Source organism: Mesorhizobium sp. B2-2-3 (assembly GCF_006442405.1).
GTDB lineage: Bacteria > Pseudomonadota > Alphaproteobacteria > Rhizobiales > Rhizobiaceae > Mesorhizobium.
In genome coordinates this window covers 1-20,908 of record NZ_VFWC01000008.1, presented here as the reverse complement: position 1 = coordinate 20,908, position 20,908 = coordinate 1, and the positions used below count along the sequence as shown (strand labels likewise).

The window sequence follows — 20,908 nt, the reverse complement described above, 5'->3', positions numbered from 1 at the left end:
TGACTAGCTGAGCAGCAGCCGACCGAGATGAACCGGCAGCACTTGCGCGCGATACCAGGCGCTGGCGATCGGGTCGGTGATTGGTGCGGTGCCGTCGCCCGCGGCGGCCAGTGCCGAAGCGATGCCGTCCGCGTCCAGTGTCCTGCCGAGCAGCGCTTTTTCGGCTGTCTTGGCTCGCATCGGCCGGTCGGCCATACAACCGAGCGCGATGCGCGCCGAGGATATCGTGCCGTCGCCGGCTTGTTCCAGGATAGCGGCGATACTGAGCACCGAGACGCCCTTGGGCTTTACCCGCGAGACCTTCACGAATCGAAAGCTTCCCTGCGCCGGCCGCGTGAAGCTGACCGAGGTGACGATCGCGCGGCTCCCGCCCCGCTTGGCCAGAAACGCTTCCATCGGCATTTCGCCGTCATTGGTGCTCACCATGGCGTCCAGCGCCAGCAGGGCGACTGCGAAATCGCCATAGGGGCTTGGCGCAAACAGATTGCCGCCGACGGTCGCCATGTTGCGGATCGCCGGACCGCCAACGGCACGCGCGGCCTTGGCAAGCTGGCCGAGCTCGGGATGGCGGGCGATCGCCGCCATGGTCACCGAAGCGCCGATGCGGATCGTGCCGCCGGAGACCGTGATGACCGACAAGGCCGGGTCGGTCGACCTGACAAGGCCGGAGACCGAAACGTCGCCCTCATTGGCGGCGCGCAAGACGAGCGTGCCACCGCCGAGATAGCGCGTGCCGGCGGCTTTCAGCGCCGCGCTGGCGTCTTTCACCGTTACAAAACTCTGCAATGCCAGCGCCATGGCCCGCTCCTCAACCCTGGCCGGCGAAATGGCTCTTCAGGGCGTTGAAGCCGCCCTGGAAGACATTGGCGCCCATGCCCTCGGCCAGCTTGTCGGCTTCTTCGGGTGCTGCGTCGAAGCTGGCGGTCCATTCGGCATAGGTGCGGTCGCCGTCGGTGACGCGCCGCAATTGCAGCGTAGCCCTGTGGTTGGTGAGCGGCTGCGGCGTTTCCAGGATCGAATAGCTGACGAGGAAATTCTCATCGGAGAAATCGAGCAGCTTTTCGCGCAGCCGCGCGCCGCTGGCCAGCTGGAAGTTGCGCACGCAGCCGATCGTGGTGGCGTCCTTGCCGTCCTCGATATGGCTTTCGACCATGCGCGGATGCCAATTCGGCAGTCCGTTGAAGTCGCGGATGCGCGCCCAGACCTTTTCGACCGGCGCGTCGATGACGGTGGAGATGGTGACATCAGCCATATGCTCTTTCCCCTGCAAACGTTCTGCTTGGGACGGTAGGCCGATCGTGGTCGCGGTGCTTATCAATGCGTCTTGGGCACGTATCAATCAGTCTGAAAATAGCCGCTTTCCGGCCCGTCAGGACACTGCTCGCGCCGCTTCGCGATAGAGCGTCGGCGGCACGCCGACATGGTCGCGGAAGAAACGCGAGAAATTGCCCTGGGTGGTGAAGCCGAGATTGCAGGCGACCGATATCAGCGGCTCATGCGACCACTGGAGCTGGCGCACCGCTTCCTCCATGCGCAGCGTGTTCCAGTAGACGTTGGGCGTCAAACTGGTCTGTTCCTTGAACAGGGCGAAGAAATGCGGCCGCGACAGGCCGACGCTGCGCGCCACGTCATCGAAGGAGATACGCTCGCAGACATTGGCTTTCATCAGCTGGATCGCCTTGCGGACGCGGAAATCCTGCATGGTGTTCACGCGGCCGCGCGGCTCCTGCGGAGCTGAAGCGTCGGCGGCATCCAGCACCGAATCGATGAAGCGCTCGATCTCGTAATTGGCGACATCGTCAATGCTCTCATTGTCGGTCAGATGATCGAGCAGGCCGGCAGCGGCCTGGTGCAGCCAGGGTTCGAGCGTGATTGCCGCCTGCGCGAAAAGCGGCGCGGACGATGGCAGGTCACGGCGCCGCCGTGCCCAATCCGCGTCGATGTAGAAGGCGAGGAACAGGCCTGGGGTGCCGTCGTGCGACAGCACATGGCTATGCGGCTGCAGCGAGTTGATGCCGGCAGCCGTGCCAGGTCCAAGCAGGACCGTCTCACGGCCGATGGTCATCTCGCCGGCGGTGCCTTCCAGCCAGATGATGAGATGTGCCTCGACATGGGCATGGGTGACGAAGTCGCTCGCGACATTCAGGACAGAAACATGTCCGAACCGGCCCCAGTAGAGCCTGATCGCTTCCGTCATGGGTATATCCTCCCGCAGGCGACTGGCCTCCCTTCGCCTGCTTGGGGATTGTGCGGCCGGTTTTCCGTGTCCGTCAAGGCATAGCCGCACGCCCGGTATTCGCGGCAGGCCGCTTCAGCCGATTTTCAGACTGAGCGATAGGACCGAAATGAACGCCGCTTCGGCGAAGACAGGCTTTTAGTCGCTTCGCCTGAAGTTGCGGATGCGGTCGAACAGCACCGCCAGCAGGATGGCGCCGCCGATGAAGGTGCCCTGCCAGAAGGCGTTAATACCGAGCAGGCCGAGGCTGTTGCGGATCACCTCGATGAGGGCGGCACCCACGATGGCGCCAAAGGCGGTGCCGACGCCGCCGGCGAGATTGGCGCCGCCGATGACGGTGGCGGCGATGACCTGCAGCTCCATGCCGTTGCCGAGATTGGTGGTGACGGCGCCCAGCCAGCCGGTCTGGATGATGCCGGCTATTCCCGCCGACAACGCCGAGATCATGTAGACGGCGACCTTGATCTGGCGCACCGGAACGCCGGTCAGCGTCGCCGCATGCTCGTTGCCGCCAATGGCGAAGATGTGCCGGCCGAACTTGGTCCAGCGCAGGACGAAGCCGGTGATCAGCGTCAAAAGGATCATGTAGAGCACCGGATTGGCGATCCCGAACAGCCAGGCGCCGCCGCCCAGCGCCAGCAGCTTGTCGTGATCGGGCCCGAACTGGAAGACGACGGTGTTGTTGGAGGCGACCATGGCGAGGCTGCGGGCGATCGACAGCATGCCGAGCGTCACCACGAAGGGCGGGAAGCCGAGATAGGCGATCAGAATGCCGTTGAAGCCGCCGATGACGAGTGCCGTGGCGATCGAGGCCAGGATGCCGACTTCGATCGAAAACCCGGCATGCATGGTAACGGCCAGCACCATCGAGCACAGGCACAGCACCGAACCGACCGAGAGGTCGATGCCGCCGGTGATGATGACGAAGGTCATGCCCAGCGCGACAATGGCGACGAAGGTGACGTTGCGGGTGATGTTGAAGAGGTTCTTCGGGGTGGCGAAGGCATCCGTGGCAAAGGACAGGAAGATACAGGCGAGGATGACGGCGATCACCACCCAGAACGTCTGGCTGGAGAGCAGCCGCGACAGAAAACTGTGCTGTTTCTGCGTGATCGTCTGATCAAGGGTGACTGCCATTATCGACCTTTCCTGCTGGCAGCGAAACGCGCCAGCGCAATGAAATCCGGTTTTGCCGCTCTCACACCACCTGCTCGATGGCGCCGGTGATCAGCCCTGTCACTTCCTCGGGCGAACTCGAGGCGATCGCCTTGTCGGCGACTTTCCTGCCGCGCCGCATGACGATGACGCGATCGGCGACGTCGAAAACGTCGGGCATGCGGTGGCTGATCAGCACCACGGCGATGCCCTGGTCGCGCAAATGGCGAATCAGGTTGAGGACCTCCGCCACCTGGCGGACCGAAATCGCCGCTGTAGGCTCGTCCATCAGCACGATCTTGGCCTGTGACAGCATGGTGCGGGCGATCGCCACCGCCTGGCGCTGACCGCCGGACATCTGCTTGACGAGGTCGCGCGGACGCGTCTCGGATTTGAGCTCGGCGAATATCTGGCCGGCGCGCTTGTACATGGCGGCATAGTCGAGGATACGGAAGGGCCCGACGCCGCGGCGCAGTTCGCGGCCGAGATAGACATTGGCCGCCGCCGTCAAATTATTGCACAGCGCCAGATCCTGGTGGACGATCTCGATGCCGTGCTGGCGGGCCTCGACCGGCTTGTGCAGGATCAGATCCTTGCCGTCCATCTGCATGGTGCCGTGGCTCGGGCGGAAATTGCCGGCGATCATCTTGACCAGCGTCGACTTGCCGGCGCCGTTGTCGCCCATCAGGCCGACGACCTGGCCGGGCTCGATCGACAGCGACACGTCGTTCACCGCCTGGATGGCGCCGAAATGCTTCGAGATGTTGGTGAGTTCGAGAACCGCCACCAGCCTTTTGCCTCCCATGTCTGGCCGTCTGTCCCGGAAGGGGCGACGGCTTCGGTTCGCTACCCCAGCTCCTCCCGGAAGCAGCGACGCGGTCATTTACGCAAATGCCTGCATGGGCGTCAATTGTCTGACGAATAAGATTTGGGCAATTGTCGGACGAATGAGATCCCGCCTTTCGGGAAAAATCCGTTTTGTAGGACAAATAGCAATTGACGTTGGCGGCAAGCCGTTATTAGTTGAGCGTCGGAGGAAGATATGCCGGCTTTGACGACGTTGTTTGGCGGCGCAACCGGTAGAGGATTATCGACCGTGCCGGCATCGTTGCCGGGCTGGTCGCATCTGAAAATACTTATCGGCCTGGCCTGACGGCACGAGCGCTTGCTTCTGTCATCTCGCATTCGGCCGATCTGTGTGGCGGGCACGCCGTGTCCGTCTGTTTCCAAGGGAGGACTGACATGAGGAAAACAGTTTTGCTCGCCGCCGTCGCCGCCATGGCGTTGGGCGCCGGGCCGGCTTTGGCCAAGAAGCAGCTCGTCATCGTGGTGAAAGGTCTCGACAATCCGTTCTTCGAGGCGATCCACCAGGGCTGCGAGAAATGGAACAAGGAAAACGCCAGCTCGGAATATGGGTGCTTCTACACCGGTCCGGCGTCGACTTCCGACGAGGCCGGCGAGGCGCAGATCGTGCAGGATATGCTGAGCAAGCCGGACACGGTGGCGATGGCGATTTCGCCGTCCAACGCGCCGCTGATCGCGCAAACGATCAAAAGCGCCAACCCGTCGATCCCGATCATGACCGTCGATGCCGATCTTGCCAAGGAAGACGCAGCACTTCGCAAGACTTATCTCGGCACCGACAACTATCTGATGGGCAAGAAGATCGGCGAATACATAAAGAAGGCCAAGCCGAAGGGCGGCACGATCTGCACCATCGAGGGCAATCCGGCGGCCGACAACATCCTTCGCCGCGCGCAAGGCATGCGTGACGCGCTGTCGGGCAAGGAAGGACTTGCAGCCCTTGCCGGCGAAGGCGGCTGGACGGAAGTGGCGGGCTGTCCGGTGTTCACCAATGACGACGGCGCCAAGGGCGTGCAGGCGATGACCGACATCCTTGCCGCCAACCCCAAGCTCGATGCGTTCGGCATCATGGGCGGCTGGCCGCTGTTCGGCGCGCCGCAGCCCTATCGCGATCTGGTTGGACCGCTGAAGGACAAGCTGGCCAGCAACGACTTCGTCATCGGCGCCGCCGACACGATCGGCGACGAGGTGGCGATCGCGCGGGATGGCCTTGTCACCGCGCTGGTCGGCCAGCGGCCGTTCGAGATGGGCTACAAGGCGCCGTCCGTGATGATCGACCTGGTCGAAGGCAAGAAGGTCGACGATCCGGTGTTCACCGGCCTCGACGAATGCACCAAGGATACGGTCGACACCTGCATCCAGAAGTAGGCGTCTCGATCGGGGCGCCCGTCAACGGGCGCCCCGCCACCTCTGCTGACGAACAGGGACACGCATTTCAGGGGCAGCGGCTCCGGCTTTGGCGCGCCCGTGGTTCGAATTTTCGGCAATGGCATCGGCGCACCCGACAGTTCCTGACCGGAACAGGTACGGCCGACGCATTGGAACGTGGATGCCGGACGAAAAGTCAAACAAGCGAGCCATTCGGACCAAGGCACAGGCCGGCCGCCGTCCGGCCGCCATGCGCCGGCCCGATGCGGCGCACTTTCCCGGTGCCAGCGTGCACGCCTCGCTGGCCAGCGAGATCGGGCTCAGGATCGTGCGCGGCGACTATCCGCCAGGCACCATCCTGCCCAACGAAGCCCAATGGTCGCAAACGTTCAACGTCAGCCGCTCGGCGGTGCGCGAGGCGATCAAGATGCTGATGGCCAAAAGCCTGCTCGCTTCGCGCCCCAAGATCGGCAGCTGGGTCGAACCGAAGGAGCGCTGGAACCTGCTCGACCGCGACGTGCTCGCCTGGTACGCGACCGCGCCGGACCGTGAGGTGTTCCTGCGGACGGTACAGGAGTTCCGCCATATCATCGAGCCGGAAGCGAGCGCCTTTGCCGCGGTGCGGCGGACCGACGAGCAGATGGCCGAGATCAGCCAGGCCTGCCGCGAGATGGGCGAGGCGGCAAGCCTTCAGGAGCGCATCCGGGCCGACACGCGCTTTCATCTCGCCATCCTGCGGGCCTCCGGCAACGACCTGCTGGTGCCGCTCGGCGTGCTCATCGAGTCGGCGCTCGACCATCTCTTCGTCTTCACGACTCAGCAGGTCGGCGACCAACGGCGGGCCCAGAGGCTGCACGAGGCGATCGAGAAGAATATTCGTTTGCAGCGCCCCTCAGCGGCGCGCAACGCCGTGCACAAGCTACTCGCCGATACCGATGAAGGGATCGGAAGAGGGCGAGGGTGATCGACGCTCGCGCTTGGTGATCACCTTTCTATGGACAATGCGTAGCCTTCTGCGGCCTTTCGCAGGCTCCCGGCGTTCGAAGCTCGAAAAGCCAAGCTATTGGCTTTTCATCCGGTGCGCGGACCGCTTCTCACCCTTAAATCGTCTGTTTCTTTCCATCTTTCATCGGCATCAGATCGACACCGTTGACCTTGCCGATATGGGTGGCCAGCATCGGCACGTACTGCTCGGCCGGTCCGGTGGCGTGTGCTCCGGCGAAAGCGTTCTTGGTGGCGTTGCCGAGGGGGTTGGCAATGCCGGCAGAACCCGCCATCGATTCGAGGTAGGTCAAGTCCTTGAAGGCGTTGGCAATAGTGAATTTGTGGGCGTCGCGGTCGCCCTCCAACGTCCACCGCATGAAGGTCTGGTAGAAGCCGCAATCCATGCGGCCGTTGCGGATGACGCTGTCGAAGCGCTGCGGCGAGATGCCGACCTTCTCGGCCAAGGCCAATGCCTCGGAATAGATCGCCGCATAGCCCAGCGAGACGAAATTGTTGAGCAATTTCATGCGGTGGCCGTCGCCGGTGTCGCCGATATGGACGATACGGCCGGCCCAGGTTTCGATCACCGGTTTGACCCTGGCAAAGACGGCGTCGGGTGCGCCGACCATGGCGTCGAGCGTGCCTTCCCAAGCCTCCTTCGGCGTGCGGCTGAGCGGTGCATCGACATAGTTGACGCCGAGCGCCTTGAGTTCGGCGGCCAGCGCAACGGTCGAGACCGGGTCGGAGGTCGAGCAGTCGACGACGACCGAGCCTTTTCTCAATCCTTCCTTGAGACCGCCGGGGCCTCGAATGATGGCTTCGACCTCACGCGAACCGGTGACGCAGATGAAGACGATCGTCGATGCCGCCGCCACGTCGCGGGAGGTTGCGGCTTCGTGGGCGCCGCGATTAGCCATATCCTCCGCCGGCTTGCGATTCTTGCGGCCGAGAAAGGTCAGGTGATAGCCTTTATCGACGATGTTCTTGGCGATGCCATGACCCATCAGGCCAAGGCCGATGAAGCCGATCTTCTCGCTCGCGGCAGTCGTGTTCATGCTGTCTGTCCTGTGTTGGGATTATCGATAATGTCGCCGCTGTTTTAGCCGCAAGCCGTTGCAGAAAGCAATATTGTCTGACAATACACATAATTCCTGAGCTTTCGTGGAGACCAGAATAATGAAGCGGATCATGTTTACCGGCGGCAGCGGCAAGGCTGGGCGTCACGTCGTGCAATATCTGGTGGAGCAGGGCTGCCAGGTGCTCAACATCGACACCAAGCCGCTCGACAATCCCAAGGTGCGCACGCTGATCACCGACATCACCGACAGCGGGCAGGTGTTCAACGCGCTGTCGAGCTATGCGGGCTTGCATGAATTCGACCCGTCGCTGCGCCCCCAGCCCGTCGACGCCGTGGTGCATTTCGCCGCGATCCCGCGCATCATGATCACGCCCGACAACGAAGTGTTCCGCATCAACGCGCTCGGTACCTACAATGTCATCGAGGCGGCGGTGAAGCTCGGCATCCGCAAGGTGATCATCGCCTCCAGCGAGACCACCTACGGGCTGGTCTTCGCCAACGAGCCGCGCACGCCGAAATATTTCCCGCTCGACGAAGAATACGACGTCGATCCGATGGACAGCTATGCCCTTTCCAAGGTGGTCAACGAGAAGACGGCACGGGCCTTTGCGCAGCGCGACGGTGCCGACATCTATGCATTGCGCATCGGCAACGTCATCGAACCGCACGAATACTCCCTGTTTCCGAAATGGTTCGCCGATCCCGGTTTCCGCAAGCGCATCGCCTGGAGCTATGTCGATGCGCGCGACCTCGGCCAGATCACGCTGCGCGCCATCGAGAAGGATGGGCTCGGCTACCAGGTGTTCAACGCTGCCAATGACGACACGTCGTCGGACCTGCCGACCGCGGAACTGCTGAAGCGCTTCTATCCCGGAGTGCCGGTCAAGGGTGAGCTCGGCGAATTCGAGACGCTGCTGTCCAATCGCAAGGCGCGCGACATGTTGGGCTTTCGGCCGGAACACAGCTGGCGCAAATACGTGAGGATCTCTTGAAAACAGGCCCCGCCGGGGGTTGAGCTGTGCACAGAAGCCGGCTTTGCGGGTGAACCCGCTTGCCGTGCTTGACAGCTTGCTCAATCCGGACTTTCTGGAGCCTATGCGGGACGCGAAGCCGAACAAGGAAAAATCGCCGGCAAAAGCGGCATCGGCCGAGCGTCAGGCCGGCGTTCGCCGCACCGATGCGGCGCGCATTCCGGGTTCCAGCGTGCACACCTCGCTGGCCAGCGAAATCGGGCTCAGGATCGTGCGCGGCGACTATCCGCCCGGCACCATCCTGCCCAACGAAGCCAAATGGTCGGAGACCTTCAGCGTCAGCCGCTCGGCGGTACGCGAGGCGATCAAGATGCTGATGGCCAAAAGCCTGCTCGCCTCGCGCCCGAAGATCGGCAGCTGGGTCGAGCCGAAAGAACGTTGGAATCTGCTCGACCGCGACGTGCTTGCCTGGTACGCGACCTCGCCGGACCGCGAGGTATTTCTGAAGACGGTGCAGGAATTCCGCCACATCATCGAGCCGGAGGCATCCGCTTTTGCCGCCATGCGGCGGACCGACGAGCAGATGGCCGAAATCAGCCAGGCCTGCCGCGAGATGGGCGAGGCACCAAGCCTGCAGGAGCGCACCCGCGCCGACACGCGCTTTCATCTCGCGATCCTGCGGGCGTCTGGCAACGACCTGCTGGTGCCGCTCGGGGTGCTGATCGAATCCGCCTTCGACCATCTCTTCACCTATACGACGCGGGAACTCGACGATTTGCAGCACGCACAGAAGATGCATGAGGCGATCGAGAAGAACATCCGCCTGCAGCGGCCCGACGCGGCGCGTGCCGCGGTGCGCAGGCTGCTCGCCAACACAGACGGCGTGATCAGGTCACGATAAGCCGTTCCAGGAACCCGTCACGCGGCTTTCTGCCTACTCTTCCTTCTCACGTCCGAACGCCGCGCGCAGTTCGTCCTTGGCATCCTCGAGCACCTTCTTCTGCTTCGCCGGCAGGTTCTTGCCGGCACGGTTGATGTAGAAGTTCAGCATCGACATGGCGGACTGGAACGGTTCGGCCTTGCGCCGGTCGCTGTGTTCGGCCGACCGCTTGAGCGAAGCCGCGATCTTCTTCGGGTCGTGGGATTCGAAGACATGGTCTTCGAGATCCATGGCATTGCTGTGCTCGGTCACCTCAGCCGACCATTTCCGTTTCGCGGTCATGGCAATCTCCTTCGCGTTGAGCCGATTGCAAAACGTCCTTCATCGTCGCACGTTCCGGTGAGCCCGGAACCGGCAAACCCTGGAACCATGGAATTACCCACGTGGCGCTGCTCGGCGCCGCGAATGCGCCGATAGTGGTGGAAGGACCGTCGGCCGCTAGGCCGCATGACCGCGACAATGGTCAATGTCGATGACGGAATGGGAAACAGCTTGGCCTCGATCTTCTCCTCACCAGCAGCCGGCAATGCGGTCGTCGACAGCTCGCATGCATGGATACGGCTGGCGGTGTCGATGCTTTTGTCAACAGTCGGCGGCGTCGGCATGTGGGCCGTGGTCGTGGTGCTGCCGGCCGTGCAGGCCGAGTTCGGCGTCGACAGGGCCGACGCCGCTCTGCCCTACACCGCGACCATGGTCGGCTTTGCCGCCGGAAACGTTCTGGTCGGGCGCGCCATCGACCGTGTCGGCTACTGGATCCCGGCGCTTGTTTCCTCGATGGCGCTGGTTGCCGGCTTCCTGCTGGCGGCGCTGTCGACCTCGATCCTGCAGTTCACGCTCGCCCAGGGCTTGCTGATCGGGGTCGGTACATCGGCGATCTTCGGGCCGCTGATCGCTGACATCTCGCATTGGTTCAACCGCCGGCGCGGCGTCGCCGTGGCGGCGGCCGCGGCCGGCAGCTATCTCGCCGGAACGATCTGGCCTACCGTCATGCCACCCCTGATGAAGGCGGAAGGCTGGCGCTTCACCTATGTGGCCATCGGCATCTTCTGCCTGGCGACCATGGTGCCGCTGGTGCTGATGCTGCGGCGCGGCGCCCCGATCGCGGCCGCCGGTTCCGCGGGCAGCCGGCTGGTGCAGCCGATCTCGTTGTCGCCGACGGCACTCCAGGTGCTGCTTGTCATTGCTGGTCTTGGCTGCTGCGTGGCGATGTCGATGCCGCAGGTGCATATCGTGGCCTATTGCATGGATCTTGGCTACGGCGTCGCGCATGGCGCCGACATGCTGTCGATCATGATGGCGGCCGGCGTGGTCAGCCGCGTGGCTTCGGGCTTCGTTGCCGACCGCATCGGCGGGGTGAAGACCCTGCTTATCGGCTCGGTGCTGCAATGCCTGTCACTGTTCTTTTACATTCCCTTCGACGGGCTTGCCTCGCTCTATGTCGTTTCGCTGGTCTTCGGCCTGTCGCAGGGTGGCATCGTGCCCTGCTATGCGATCATCGTGCGGGAATACATGCCCGCCAGGGAGGCCGGCCAACGCGTCGGCATCGTCATCATGGCGACCATTTTCGGCATGGCGATCGGCGGCTGGATGTCGGGCTGGATCTACGACCTGACCGGCTCCTACGCCGCCGCATTCCTGAACGGCATCGCCTGGAACCTGCTGAACATCCTGGTGATGGTGCTGGTGCTTTGGAAGGCAAGACGCGTGGCGACGGCGATGGCCTGAGGCAAAGCGGAAGCACTCGCCCGCAAGCGCCTCGGCTTGACAATGGGCCGGGGCTGCGCGACGCCAGAGGTGAGTGGTGCGGCACAGGCTGGTGAAATGGCGACAGCAACGTCGATCGTATTGCGGCAGCGCCTTGGCGGCCAGGCACCGCATGGAGCCTGTCCTTGATCAAGCCGCGCTCGCGCCGAGGCGGCGGCCGCCCGACCATATCAGACGTCGCGCGCAAGGCGGGCGTAGGCGCCATCACCGTGTCCCGTGCTTTGCGCGAGCCGGAGCGGGTCTCGCAGGACCTGCGCCGCCAGATCCAGGCCGCCGTCGACGAGCTCGGTTACGTGCCGGATCCCAACGCGCGGGCGCTGGCCTCGGCCCGCGCCGAGGTGTTCGGCGTGCTGGTGCCGTCGCTTACCAACAACGTCTTTGCCGAGGTGGTGCGTGGCATCTATGACAGCCTGTCGGATAGCGCCTTCCGCATCCAGCTCGGCAACACCCACTATTCCGGCCTCGAGGAAGAACGGCTGCTGCAGGTGTTCGGGCCGCAAAGGCCGGCGGCGCTGATCGTGGCCGGCATCGACCAGACTCCGGCCTCGCGAAAACTGCTGGAGAACGCAGGCTGCCCGGTGGTGCAGGTCATGGAAACCGGCCCGGATCCGGTCGATATGATGGTCGGCTTCTCGCATCTGGACGGGGGCAGGGCGGCGACTGAGCATCTGCTCGAAGCGGGTTACCGCCGCATCGGATTCATCGGCGCGCGCATGGATCCGCGCTCGCAGCGGCGCTTGGCCGGATACCGCATGGCCGTGGAGAAAGCCGGCCTGTTCGATCCACGACTGATCACCACCACGCCGGTGCCGTCCAGTGTGACGCTGGGACGCGAACTTTTCCGCGACGCGCTGGCCAAGATGCCGACGCTCGACGGCGTATTCTGCAACAATGACGACATCGCGCTAGGCGCGCTGTTCGAGTGTCATCGCGCCTCGATCGGTGTGCCCAAGAGGATCGGCATCGTCGGCTTCAACGATCTCGACATGATGCAGGTGGCGTTTCCCTCCGTCACCAGCATCCGCACGCCCCGCTACGAGATCGGACGGCGGGCAGTGGCCATGGCGCTGGCGGCGATAGGAGGCGAGCCTCCGCAGCAGCGCGTCGTGGATCTCGGTTTCGAACTCATGCGCCGCGAGAGCACGGCGCGCTGAACACGCTTTCGCGATCAAGAGAAAGGGCGCTTTACACACCGTTCATGGTAGCGCTACCGTCGTCGTCGGACAGGAAAGAGAAATGCAACGGTACGGCGCCTGTCTATTATACATAAGCGACAACTAATTCTTGTTTATTATGTATAATATGCTATTTTCCCAGCAACCTGGGAACGACGGGGGAGGAGGCATCGCATAGACCATTGGCCATCGGAAAGGCAGGTGCGGCAAGGCAGGAGGAGCCGGAGCCGACCGTGCGAAATTCACATCGCGAAACGACGTCAGAATTACAAAATGGGAGGATTATCGATGATCAAGTCACTGGTAGGTGGCATCGTTGCCGCCAGCGCATTCGTCATGCTCAACTCGGCCGCGATGGCCGCCGGCCCCGAGATCGTGCCGGGCCCGGCCGCCCAAGCCGACTGCTTCGCGCCTTGGAGCGCGGACACGAAATTCTTCAAATATCCCAAAAAGGAAGGCCCATACCGCATCGCCTTCGCCAATGGCTATATCGCCAACACCTGGCGCATCCAGATGGTGCAGACCGCAAAGGCCTATGCCGCCCAGCCGGACGTCAAAGCCAAGATCAAGGAATTCAAGGTCGTCTCGACCGGCGAGGACGTGCCGGCGCAGATCTCGGCGATCAACAACTTCATCGATTCCGGCTATGACGCGATCGTCACCGACGCGCAGAACCCAACTGCTTTCGGCCCGGTCATCAAGCGCGCCAAGCAGGCTGGCATCGTGCTGGTCGCCTTCGACAACATCCTCGACACCAAGGATGCCATCAACGTCAATGTGGACCAGAAGGGCCTCGGCGAATTGTGGGCCAAATGGCTGGTCGCGAAGGTGCCGAATGGCGGCAAGATTCTCGAAGTGCGCGGCGTTGCCGGCACCTCCGTCGATACCGATCGCCACAACGGCATCCACGAGGTGCTCGACGCTTCCGGCAAGAAATGGGACGTCACCGAAGTCGCCGGCAAGTGGGACGACGGCGTGGCACAGAAGGTCACCGCCGACGCGATCGCCACCAACGGGCCATTCGACGGCATCACCGGCCAGGGCGGCGACACCGGCATCGTGCAGGCGATGATCGATGCCAAGCATCCGTTCGTGCCCTTTGGCGGTGAAACCGAAAACGGCTTCCGCAAGTTCTGCGCGGCGCATTCGGCCGACGGGTTGAAGTGCTCTTCCGCAGGCTCGGGCCCGGCCCAGGTCGCCGTCGCCATCAAGACCGCGATTGCAGCGCTCGAAGGCGAAGTGGTGCCGCAAGAGGTGAAGCTGCCGCTGGCGATCGCCGAAGATCCGAACATGAAGGAAGGCACGGATTACTTCCCGAAAGAGTCGGACAATTTCTTCGTCGGCAACTCCTTCCCAACCTGCGGCATCAACTTCAGCGCCCAGGAAATCATGGGTCAGACCAAGGAAAATCAGTAGTTTCCAGTGGATATCGTTTCGGCGCCGCGGCTAAGCCGCGGCGCCGGTTCTTGAATGTTCGAGCGCCCTGGGAGGGTTGATGGACGGTGCGGCTCCGCTCTTGCGCATGGAAGGCATATCGAAGCGCTATGGCGGCGTGCGGGCGCTGGAGAAGGCCGACCTGTCGGTCGAGGCCGGCAGCATCCACGCCATCCTCGGCGAAAACGGCGCCGGCAAGTCGACGCTGATCAAGATCATGGCGGGCGTCGTTGCGCCCGACGAGGGCCGCATGGTGCTGGACGGGCGAGAGGCGACCTTCGCCTCGCCGGGCGCCGCGAACAAGGCCGGCATAGTCTGCATCTTCCAGGAGTTGTCGCTGATTCCCGAACTCAGCGTCGCCGACAACATCGTCATATCCGATCCGCCGAAACGCTTCGGCATGATCGACCGCAAGGCGCAGCGGCGCATCGCCGAGGACGCGCTGGCGCGTGCGGGAGCATCCGACATTCATCCGCTGGCGCTGGTCAAGGACCTGCCGCTGTCACGCCGGCAGATGGTCGAGATCGCCAAGGCATTGGCCAGGAAGCCACGCATCCTGATCCTCGACGAGGCGACCTCGGCACTGACGGCGGCGGATGTGTCGAAGATCTTCGCTGTGCTGAAGCGGCTGCGTTCGGAAGGGCTGGCGCTGCTCTACATCTCGCACCGCATGAACGAGATCGCCGAATTGGCGGACCAGTGCACGGTGTTCCGCAACGGCCGCAATGTCGCCAGCTATCCCGCCGGCTCGAAGAGCGACAGTGAAGTCGTCGAACTGATGATCGGGCGCGAATACAGCCATATCTTCCCGCCCAAGCCGACATTCGCGCCGGCCACCACCGCGCCGGTGCTCGAAGCCCGCAAGCTCTCCTGGACGGATCGCCTGCACAACATCTCGCTGTCGGTCAGGGCAGGCGAGGTGGTCGGCCTCGGCGGCCTCGACGGGCAGGGCCAACGCGAATTGCTGCTCGCTTTCTTCGGCGTCCTGCGTGGCCTTTCCGGCCAGATCCTGGTCGACGGTAAGCCAGTGGGCATCGCCAGCCCCGCCGCCGCACGCGAGAACGGCATCGGCATGGCGCTCATTCCCGAGGATCGCAAGACCGAAGGCCTGATGCTGCCGATGACGGTGCGCGAGAACCTGTCTTTCGCCGCGCTCGACCGGCTGTCGAAAGGCGGCATAATAGACCGCGCCGCCGAGCAGCGGCTTATCGACGACATGGTCGGCCTGCTGGCGATCAAGACGGCCGGCCTCGACATTCCGGTCGGCGCGTTGTCGGGCGGCAACCAGCAGAAGGTCGTCATCGCCAAATGGCTGATGCGCCAGCCGCGCATCATCCTGCTCAACGATCCGACGCGCGGCATCGATGTCGGCACCAAGCAGGAGCTGTATCAGCTGATGCGCAAGCTGGCGGACGCGGGGGCGGCAATCCTGTTCTATTCGACCGACTATGACGAGCTGATCGGCTGCTGCGACCGTGTGCTGGTGCTCTATGACGGGGCGGTCAAGCGCGAATTGGTGGGCGCCGAAATCACCGAACGGGCTCTGATATCAAGCGCGCTCAACATGCCTGGCGGGGATAGCCCGGTGAACCGGGGAGCGAACGCGTGAAAGGGATTTTGGCGTGAAGGATTGGCGCTACTGGTTGGCGGAGCAGCGCGGAACGCTGCTGGCGCTTGGCATCTTCATCGTCATGTTCGTCATCTACACCGCGAACCATCCGGCCGGCTTCACCGCCAATGTCGTGCAGACGGCGGCCAACAAGGGCGTGCTGCTGGCCTTCGTCGCCATGGCGCAGACGCTGGTGGTGATCACCGCGGGCATCGACCTTTCCGTCGGCATGATCTTCCTGTTGACCAACTGCCTGGCCTCGTGGCTGGTGGTGGGCACGCCGGTGCAGACGGCGCTTGGCGTGTTGGCGGTGCTGGCCGTCGGACTGCTGTGCGGGGCGATCAACGGCGCCATCGTCATCTACGGGCGGCTGCAGCCGATCGTCGCCACGATCGCCACCGGCGCGGTCTATTATGGCATCGGGCTTCTACTGCGGCCGTTCCCGGGCGGATCGGTCAACGAGGATCTGGCTGACGCGCTGACGGGCCGTGTGTTTGACGTGGTGCCGGCCAGCATGGTTGTGCTCCTGGCCGTCGTGTTGGTGATCTGGGTGCCGTTCAGCCGTTCGGTGCTTGGCCGCGCGGCCTATGCGGCAGGGTCGTCGGAAATGGCGGCCTACATGTCAGGCGTGCCCATCCGGCGCGGCAAGTTCGCAGCCTATACGCTGGCGGGGCTGCTGGCCTCGATCGGCGGCCTGTTCCTGACGTTCTTCACCTATACGGGCGAAGCGGCCTATGCCAGCGGCAACTCCTACACGCTGTTTTCCATTGCCGCCGTGGTGCTGGGCGGCGTCTCGCTGTTCGGTGGCAAGGGGAGTGCCATCGGCGCGATCTTCGGCGCGCTCGCCTTCCGCACCATCGGCGATCTCTTGTCGTCTTCGATTTCGATCCGCTGTGGCAGCCGCTGTTCCAGGGCGTTATCCTGCTGATCGCCGTCAGCCTCGGCGCCTTCGCCCTGTTTCGGGTCCGCAACCGGCTGGAGTGGTTCCTGTGAGCGAGACGACATTGGGTGGCCTCGCCGGCCGCATGCCGAAATTCATTCGCCGCGCCGATCCCGCGGTGTTGACGGCCTTTGCCTGCATCGTGGTCCTGCTCCTGCTGGGCAGTCTTTATTCGCGCAGCTTCCTGTCGCCTGAATATCTCTTGCAGCAGCTCAAGGTGGCCTCGTTTCTCGGCGTCATCGCCACCGGCATGATGCTGGTCATCCTGCTCGGCCAGATCGACCTGTCGGTGCCGTGGTCGGTGGCGGCGGGCGCGATGATGGCTTGCGCTGCGGCCGCCTATGGCCCGGCCGGCGTTGCGTTGGCCATTCCATTCGGCATCTTGTGCGGGGTGCTGATCGGCATCGTCAACGGCATCGGCGTCGCCTATTTGCGCATTCCCTCCATGATCATCACGCTCGCCACCAACGCCGTCGCGCAAGGGCTGATGGTGGTCTACACCGGCGGCTTCTCGCCCCAGGATTCGGCCACCGGCGCCATGCGCTACCTGGCTACCGGCTTTGCCATTCCGGGAGTTCCCAACGCGGTCATCATCTGGGCGCTGATCGGCGCCGCGATGGTGTTCGTTCTGACCCGCACCGGCTTTGGCCGCACCGTCTACGGCATCGGCAACCGCGAGCGTGCCGCCTACCTCTCCGGCATCGACACAAGGCGCGTGGTGATGATCGCCTTTGCCGTCTCCGGCGGGCTCTCCGCCTTCGGCGGGGTGCTGCTTGCCGGCTACGCCTCCAAGGCGGCGCAGTCGATGGGCGACGCCTATCTCCTGCCGTCGATCGCGGCCGTCGTGCTGGGCGGCACCTCGATCCTTGGCGGGCGCGGCTCCTATCTCGGCACTGTCGCCGGCGTCATCCTGATCACGCTCCTGCAATCCATACTGTCGGTCATGCAGATGCCGGAGGCGGGTAGGCAGATCATCTACGGCGTCGTCATCGTCGCCATGCTGCTGCTCTACGGCCGCGCGCCGGCAAGCCGCTAGACCATCGTGGCGGAAAGGACAGTTCAATCGCCGACAGGCACCAACGGGCCGGTGCCGGTCATCGTGGCAATGGGCGTCGCCGGCTGCGGCAAGTCGGCCGTCGGCATGGCGCTCGCGGAGAGACTGGGCGCCGTCTTCATCGAAGGCGACCGGCTGCATCCATCGGAAAACGTCGCACGCATGGCCAGAGGCGAGCCGCTGACAGACACTTTGCGCGAGGGATGGCTCGATGCGATCGGCGAGCGCATCGCGGCCTCGGCCGGCAAAGGGCAGGGCGTTGTCGCCGCCTGCTCGGCGCTGAAGCGAAGCTATCGTGAACGACTGCGCGGCTTCCGCCGTGACATCGTCTTCCTTTACCTGGAGATCGATCCGGCCATGGCGAGGCTGCGGGTCGCCAGCCGCAAGGGCCATTTCATGCCGGCAAGCCTGGTCGACAGCCAATTCGCCATTCTCGAGCCACCGGCGGCGGATGAGCGGGCGCTGACGCTCGATGCGACGCGCCCGATCGCCGACCTCGTCGCCGAGGCGGTGCGCATGACGCGGCGGTTCTGAACCTTGATCGGCGCCATACCGGCATGCGACTTACGCCGGCAAGTGCGGCGCATGCGCAGGATCTAGATCTGCGACGTCAACTCGACCGGAAAATCATCATTGTCGGCATCGCGCATGGCGGCAAGGCTGCGGTTGTCCAGCACCTCGGCGATTGCCTGGCGCACCTCGAGCATCATGTGCCGGACCTGGCACGTCGCTTCGTCGCAATCCTCGCAGCGCTGATACTGCGTGCGGCTGGCGCATGGGATCGGCGCCAGCGGCCCGTCCAGCACACGCACCACATGGCCGATCTTGATCTCCGAGGCCGGGCGGGCGAGGCGATAGCCGCCTTCCTTGCCTTTGCGGCTCTGGACGAAGCCGGCATTGCGCAGCTCGCCCAGAATGGCATCGAGGAATTTTTTCGGGATGTTGTTGGCGACCGCGATGTCGTTGACGAAGGCCAATTGGCCAGCCGGCAAGCCGGACAGATGCACGAGGGCCTTGAGGCCGTATTTGCCTTTTTTAGTCAGCATGCCCGAGTCAACCCATGAAGCCCCAACAATCCGCATCTGGCGGCTGTTTGTGTGCAAATGATGACGGGGCTTGTGGAGCGCTGCCGTTTCGCGAACAAGCCGATTTGTCGGCACGTTAGGCGCAAACGCGTTGATTCTTCGTAACCTTTTGCGCGGCTGGCGTCGTATTTGCCATATTTTGCCGCAAACGGCGAAAGCCGGCAAAGCGCCGGCTTTCCTGATTTGCTTATCGTAACGTGCTATCGCGCCGCGAAAACCTTATCGGCTGCCATAGGCCTGGTCGAGCAGGCCGCCGGCGGCGAAATGCTCTTTCTGGATGTTGTCCCAGCCGCCGAAGACGTTTTCCACCGTCAGCAGGCGCACGTCCGGGAAGTCGGCCTTGTGTTTGGCGGCGACGGCCGTGTCGCGGGCGCGCAGGCCATTGTCAGCGGCGATGTCCTGCCCTTCGGGCGTATAGAGGAAATCGAGATAGCTTTTGGCCAGATCACGCGTGCCATGTTCGTCGGCGACCTTGTCGACGATCGCCACCGGGAATTCTGCCAGCAGGCTGACGGAAGGCGTGACCTGCTCGAATTTGTCGTCGCCATACTCCTTGCGGATGCCGCGGGTTTCGGATTCGAACGTGATCAGCACGTCACCGATCTCGCGCTGCACGAAAGTGGTGGTGGCTGCGCGCCCGCCCGTGTCGAAGATCGGCACGTTGTTGAACAACTTGGTGATGAATTCCTTCACCTTGGCGTCGTCGCCCTTGAAGGCCTCCTTGGCGTAGGCGGTCGCCGCCAGATAGGTGTAGCGCGCATTGCCCGAGGTTTTCGGGTTGGGGAAGATCACCTGCACGTCGTCGCGCACCAGGTCGTTCCAATCCTTGATGTGCTTGGGGTTGCCCGCCCGCACCAGGAAGGACGGCAGCGAATAGAAGGGCGAGGCGTTGTCGGGAAAATCCTTCTGCCAGTCGGCCGAGACGAGGCCCTTCTTGACCAGGAAGTCGATGTCGGTGACCTGGTTGAAGGTGACGACATCAGCGCCGAGCCCTTCGGCGATGGCGCGTGCCTGAGCCGAGGTGCCGGCATGCGACTGGTCGATGCTCACGCCCGGGTGCTTCTCGATGAATGCCTTGTTGACCTGGACGAACAGTTCGCGGCCGACGTCATAGGAGGCGTTGAGCAGCTTGTCGGCAGACCAGGCTTGGGAAGATGCGAGGAACAGGCCGGCGACGGTGGCGACGCCGAGGAGAAATCGCTTCATGAAATAAGGCTCCGTGTAGTGCTTAATCGCCCGACCATAGCCCTGCGCCACTGGCCCGACGAGGCACCTGCAATGGTTTCGCAGGTGCCGCCGTAAGAAAAAATGTCGTCAAGAGCGCTGTCATTAGAATTCTGTTCCTCCCAACGCTTCCTTACCCTTGCATTGCTGAGCCAGCATGCATGTACAATATGCATATACAAAGGGAGGCAACCATGCCCCGACATCGCCATTCAACAACGCGGCCGTCGAAGGAGGCGAAGCTGTTTCGCAATAACCGCAGCCAGACGGTGCGCATTCCTGTCGAGTTCGAGCTCCCCGGCGAGAAGGTCCTGATCAGCCGTGAAGGCGACCGCCTTGTCATTGAGCCGATCCGCAAAGCTGGGCTCGGCGCGTTGCTCGCCCAATGGGCAAACGAGCCGCCGCTCGGCCCCGAGGACGATCTTCCCGAAATCAATGATGCGCCAGTCGAATCCGAGGACATTTTTGATGCGGTTCATGCTGGACACCAACATCATCAGTGACATGATCCGAAATCCGGCTGGCAAAGCCGCCAATGCAGTGGAGCGCGAGGGAGACGACGCCATTTGCACAAGTATCGTGGTTGCCTCGGAATTGCGATATGGCTATGCCAGGAAGGGATCAACCAAGCTGCTCAAAAAAGTCGAGCAATTGCTGGCTGAGATTCCGGTCTTGCCGCTCGATGTGCCGGCGGATGCAGAGTATGTCGCCCTTCGTGCAGAGCTGGAGGCCGCCGGCCAACCCATTGGCCATACGACCTTTTTATTGCTGCGCACGCCTGCGCTATGGGCATCACTTTGGTAACGGCCAATACGGGCGAGTTCATGCGAATCCGCAACCTGAAGATCGAGAACTGGCTGGAGTGGTGCTCGGTCTAATATCAAGCCGCCGGAAACAGCTTCCAGCGGCCCGGGCGGAACGCTACCCGGCTCTTCTGTGCCGCGGGGTGGTCGACGGGCAGCTCGATCTCGACGCGCTGGCGTTCGCCGCCGATCTCGAGTTCCACCCGGCGGGTGCCGGCGACGCG

At 63.3% G+C, this 20,908-nt stretch carries 21 protein-coding genes and 2 pseudogenes; 13 read left to right on the top strand and 10 right to left on the bottom strand.

The window, feature by feature from the left end; genetic code table 11:
• Window positions 1–3: 3 nt before the first annotated feature.
• The 5 genes from FJ951_RS15905 to FJ951_RS15885 form a co-directional block, all read right to left on the bottom strand.
• Window positions 4–798, bottom strand: coding sequence for an FAD binding domain-containing protein (locus tag FJ951_RS15905; RefSeq protein ID WP_140515849.1), 795 nt, complete (start codon window positions 796–798; stop codon window positions 4–6).
• A 10-nt stretch (window positions 799–808) separates the two neighbouring features.
• On the bottom strand, window positions 809–1,252 hold the full coding sequence (locus tag FJ951_RS15900; RefSeq protein WP_140515847.1) for an SRPBCC family protein: 444 nt from the start codon (window positions 1,250–1,252) through the stop codon (window positions 809–811).
• 117 nt (window positions 1,253–1,369) lie between these two features.
• On the bottom strand, window positions 1,370–2,197 hold the full coding sequence (locus tag FJ951_RS15895; RefSeq protein ID WP_140515845.1) for an AraC family transcriptional regulator: 828 nt from the start codon (window positions 2,195–2,197) through the stop codon (window positions 1,370–1,372).
• Window positions 2,198–2,374: 177 nt separating this feature from the next.
• On the bottom strand, window positions 2,375–3,373 hold the full coding sequence (locus FJ951_RS15890) for an ABC transporter permease (protein WP_140515843.1): 999 nt from the start codon (window positions 3,371–3,373) through the stop codon (window positions 2,375–2,377).
• Window positions 3,374–3,434: 61 nt separating this feature from the next.
• A complete protein-coding gene (locus FJ951_RS15885) occupies window positions 3,435–4,178 on the bottom strand; it encodes an ATP-binding cassette domain-containing protein (protein WP_140500157.1) in 744 nt (247 codons plus the stop codon).
• Between the two features lie 455 nt (window positions 4,179–4,633).
• Between FJ951_RS15885 and FJ951_RS15880 the strand changes: the two genes are divergently transcribed.
• The gene (locus FJ951_RS15880) at window positions 4,634–5,623 is read left to right on the top strand and encodes a sugar-binding protein (protein WP_140515841.1); all 990 of its coding nucleotides are present in this window, start codon (window positions 4,634–4,636) and stop codon (window positions 5,621–5,623) included.
• 181 nt (window positions 5,624–5,804) lie between these two features.
• The gene (locus FJ951_RS15875; RefSeq protein WP_140515839.1) at window positions 5,805–6,587 is read left to right on the top strand and encodes a FadR/GntR family transcriptional regulator; all 783 of its coding nucleotides are present in this window, start codon (window positions 5,805–5,807) and stop codon (window positions 6,585–6,587) included.
• A gap of 136 nt (window positions 6,588–6,723) precedes the next feature.
• On the opposite strand, the gene FJ951_RS15870 is transcribed toward FJ951_RS15875, so the two are convergent.
• Window positions 6,724–7,662: an NAD(P)-dependent oxidoreductase gene (locus FJ951_RS15870; protein WP_140515837.1), complete on the bottom strand. Its 939-nt coding sequence runs from the start codon at window positions 7,660–7,662 to the stop codon at window positions 6,724–6,726.
• 118 nt (window positions 7,663–7,780) lie between these two features.
• Here FJ951_RS15870 and FJ951_RS15865 point away from each other — a divergent pair, with 118 nt between their 5' ends.
• Together FJ951_RS15865 and FJ951_RS15860 are read left to right on the top strand one after the other, a co-directional pair.
• Entirely contained in the window at window positions 7,781–8,677 is an 897-nt protein-coding gene (locus FJ951_RS15865; RefSeq protein ID WP_140500155.1) for an NAD(P)-dependent oxidoreductase, read from the top strand.
• A 103-nt stretch (window positions 8,678–8,780) separates the two neighbouring features.
• Complete coding sequence (locus FJ951_RS15860) at window positions 8,781–9,557, top strand: FadR/GntR family transcriptional regulator (protein WP_140516293.1); 777 nt, start codon at window positions 8,781–8,783, stop codon at window positions 9,555–9,557.
• Between the two features lie 33 nt (window positions 9,558–9,590).
• On the opposite strand, the gene FJ951_RS15855 is transcribed toward FJ951_RS15860, so the two are convergent.
• Entirely contained in the window at window positions 9,591–9,878 is a 288-nt protein-coding gene (locus FJ951_RS15855; protein WP_140499848.1) for a DUF3175 domain-containing protein, read from the bottom strand.
• Window positions 9,879–10,076: 198 nt separating this feature from the next.
• Between FJ951_RS15855 and FJ951_RS15850 the strand changes: the two genes are divergently transcribed.
• The 7 genes and pseudogenes from FJ951_RS15850 to FJ951_RS15820 all read left to right on the top strand — a co-directional run bounded on the left by FJ951_RS15850 (window position 10,077) and on the right by FJ951_RS15820 (window position 18,106).
• Window positions 10,077–11,321: an MFS transporter gene (locus FJ951_RS15850; RefSeq protein ID WP_140516291.1), complete on the top strand. Its 1,245-nt coding sequence runs from the start codon at window positions 10,077–10,079 to the stop codon at window positions 11,319–11,321.
• Between the two features lie 164 nt (window positions 11,322–11,485).
• Window positions 11,486–12,514 (top strand): LacI family DNA-binding transcriptional regulator, encoded by a 1,029-nt coding sequence (locus FJ951_RS15845; RefSeq protein ID WP_140499846.1) that lies wholly within the window; start codon window positions 11,486–11,488, stop codon window positions 12,512–12,514.
• A 309-nt stretch (window positions 12,515–12,823) separates the two neighbouring features.
• A complete protein-coding gene (locus tag FJ951_RS15840) occupies window positions 12,824–13,951 on the top strand; it encodes a sugar ABC transporter substrate-binding protein (protein WP_140515835.1) in 1,128 nt (375 codons plus the stop codon).
• Window positions 13,952–14,030: 79 nt separating this feature from the next.
• Window positions 14,031–15,578 (top strand): sugar ABC transporter ATP-binding protein, encoded by a 1,548-nt coding sequence (locus FJ951_RS15835; RefSeq protein WP_140515833.1) that lies wholly within the window; start codon window positions 14,031–14,033, stop codon window positions 15,576–15,578.
• Between the two features lie 13 nt (window positions 15,579–15,591).
• A pseudogene (locus FJ951_RS15830) lies at window positions 15,592–16,571 on the top strand (ABC transporter permease).
• Window positions 16,568–17,554 carry an ABC transporter permease gene (locus FJ951_RS15825; RefSeq protein ID WP_140499839.1) on the top strand — a complete coding sequence of 329 codons (987 nt, stop codon included), beginning with the start codon at window positions 16,568–16,570 and terminating at the stop codon, window positions 17,552–17,554. Before FJ951_RS15830 ends, FJ951_RS15825 begins: the two are co-directional and overlap by 4 nt.
• Window positions 17,555–17,623: 69 nt before the next feature.
• Complete coding sequence (locus FJ951_RS15820; RefSeq protein ID WP_140516289.1) at window positions 17,624–18,106, top strand: gluconokinase; 483 nt, start codon at window positions 17,624–17,626, stop codon at window positions 18,104–18,106.
• Between the two features lie 62 nt (window positions 18,107–18,168).
• Here FJ951_RS15820 and FJ951_RS15815 read toward each other — a convergent pair whose 3' ends face one another.
• Together FJ951_RS15815 and FJ951_RS15810 are read right to left on the bottom strand one after the other, a co-directional pair.
• Window positions 18,169–18,618 (bottom strand): Rrf2 family transcriptional regulator, encoded by a 450-nt coding sequence (locus FJ951_RS15815; RefSeq protein ID WP_013530871.1) that lies wholly within the window; start codon window positions 18,616–18,618, stop codon window positions 18,169–18,171.
• Between the two features lie 258 nt (window positions 18,619–18,876).
• Window positions 18,877–19,863, bottom strand: a complete 987-nt coding sequence (locus FJ951_RS15810; protein WP_140499837.1) for a sulfate ABC transporter substrate-binding protein — start codon at window positions 19,861–19,863, stop codon at window positions 18,877–18,879.
• 212 nt (window positions 19,864–20,075) lie between these two features.
• Between FJ951_RS15810 and FJ951_RS15805 the strand changes: the two genes are divergently transcribed.
• Complete coding sequence (locus FJ951_RS15805; protein ID WP_140515831.1) at window positions 20,076–20,384, top strand: antitoxin; 309 nt, start codon at window positions 20,076–20,078, stop codon at window positions 20,382–20,384.
• Window positions 20,350–20,759 (top strand): annotated as a pseudogene (locus tag FJ951_RS15800) (type II toxin-antitoxin system VapC family toxin). Before FJ951_RS15805 ends, FJ951_RS15800 begins: the two are co-directional and overlap by 35 nt.
• Before the next feature lie 2 nt (window positions 20,760–20,761).
• Here the strand turns inward: FJ951_RS15800 and FJ951_RS15795 are convergent.
• The coding region (locus tag FJ951_RS15795) for a TOBE-like domain-containing protein (RefSeq protein WP_181172152.1) at window positions 20,762–20,908 on the bottom strand (147 nt) is incomplete at its 5' end.

Bases quoted from the DNA above. Each gene is read 5' to 3' on its own strand.
- FJ951_RS15905 (WP_140515849.1), bottom strand. From the start codon at position 798: ATGGCGCTGGCATTGCAGAGTTTTGTAACGGTGAAAGACGCCAGCGCG.
- FJ951_RS15900 (WP_140515847.1), bottom strand. From the start codon at position 1,252: ATGGCTGATGTCACCATCTCCACCGTCATCGACGCGCCGGTCGAAAAG.
- FJ951_RS15895 (WP_140515845.1), bottom strand. From the start codon at position 2,197: ATGACGGAAGCGATCAGGCTCTACTGGGGCCGGTTCGGACATGTTTCT.
- FJ951_RS15890 (WP_140515843.1), bottom strand. From the start codon at position 3,373: ATGGCAGTCACCCTTGATCAGACGATCACGCAGAAACAGCACAGTTTT.
- FJ951_RS15880 (WP_140515841.1), top strand. From the start codon at position 4,634: ATGAGGAAAACAGTTTTGCTCGCCGCCGTCGCCGCCATGGCGTTGGGC.
- FJ951_RS15875 (WP_140515839.1), top strand. From the start codon at position 5,805: ATGCCGGACGAAAAGTCAAACAAGCGAGCCATTCGGACCAAGGCACAG.
- FJ951_RS15870 (WP_140515837.1), bottom strand. From the start codon at position 7,662: ATGAACACGACTGCCGCGAGCGAGAAGATCGGCTTCATCGGCCTTGGC.
- FJ951_RS15860 (WP_140516293.1), top strand. From the start codon at position 8,781: ATGCGGGACGCGAAGCCGAACAAGGAAAAATCGCCGGCAAAAGCGGCA.
- FJ951_RS15855 (WP_140499848.1), bottom strand. From the start codon at position 9,878: ATGACCGCGAAACGGAAATGGTCGGCTGAGGTGACCGAGCACAGCAAT.
- FJ951_RS15850 (WP_140516291.1), top strand. From the start codon at position 10,077: ATGGGAAACAGCTTGGCCTCGATCTTCTCCTCACCAGCAGCCGGCAAT.
- FJ951_RS15840 (WP_140515835.1), top strand. From the start codon at position 12,824: ATGATCAAGTCACTGGTAGGTGGCATCGTTGCCGCCAGCGCATTCGTC.
- FJ951_RS15835 (WP_140515833.1), top strand. From the start codon at position 14,031: ATGGACGGTGCGGCTCCGCTCTTGCGCATGGAAGGCATATCGAAGCGC.
- FJ951_RS15820 (WP_140516289.1), top strand. From the start codon at position 17,624: ATGGGCGTCGCCGGCTGCGGCAAGTCGGCCGTCGGCATGGCGCTCGCG.
- FJ951_RS15815 (WP_013530871.1), bottom strand. From the start codon at position 18,618: ATGCTGACTAAAAAAGGCAAATACGGCCTCAAGGCCCTCGTGCATCTG.
- FJ951_RS15810 (WP_140499837.1), bottom strand. From the start codon at position 19,863: ATGAAGCGATTTCTCCTCGGCGTCGCCACCGTCGCCGGCCTGTTCCTC.
- FJ951_RS15805 (WP_140515831.1), top strand. From the start codon at position 20,076: ATGCCCCGACATCGCCATTCAACAACGCGGCCGTCGAAGGAGGCGAAG.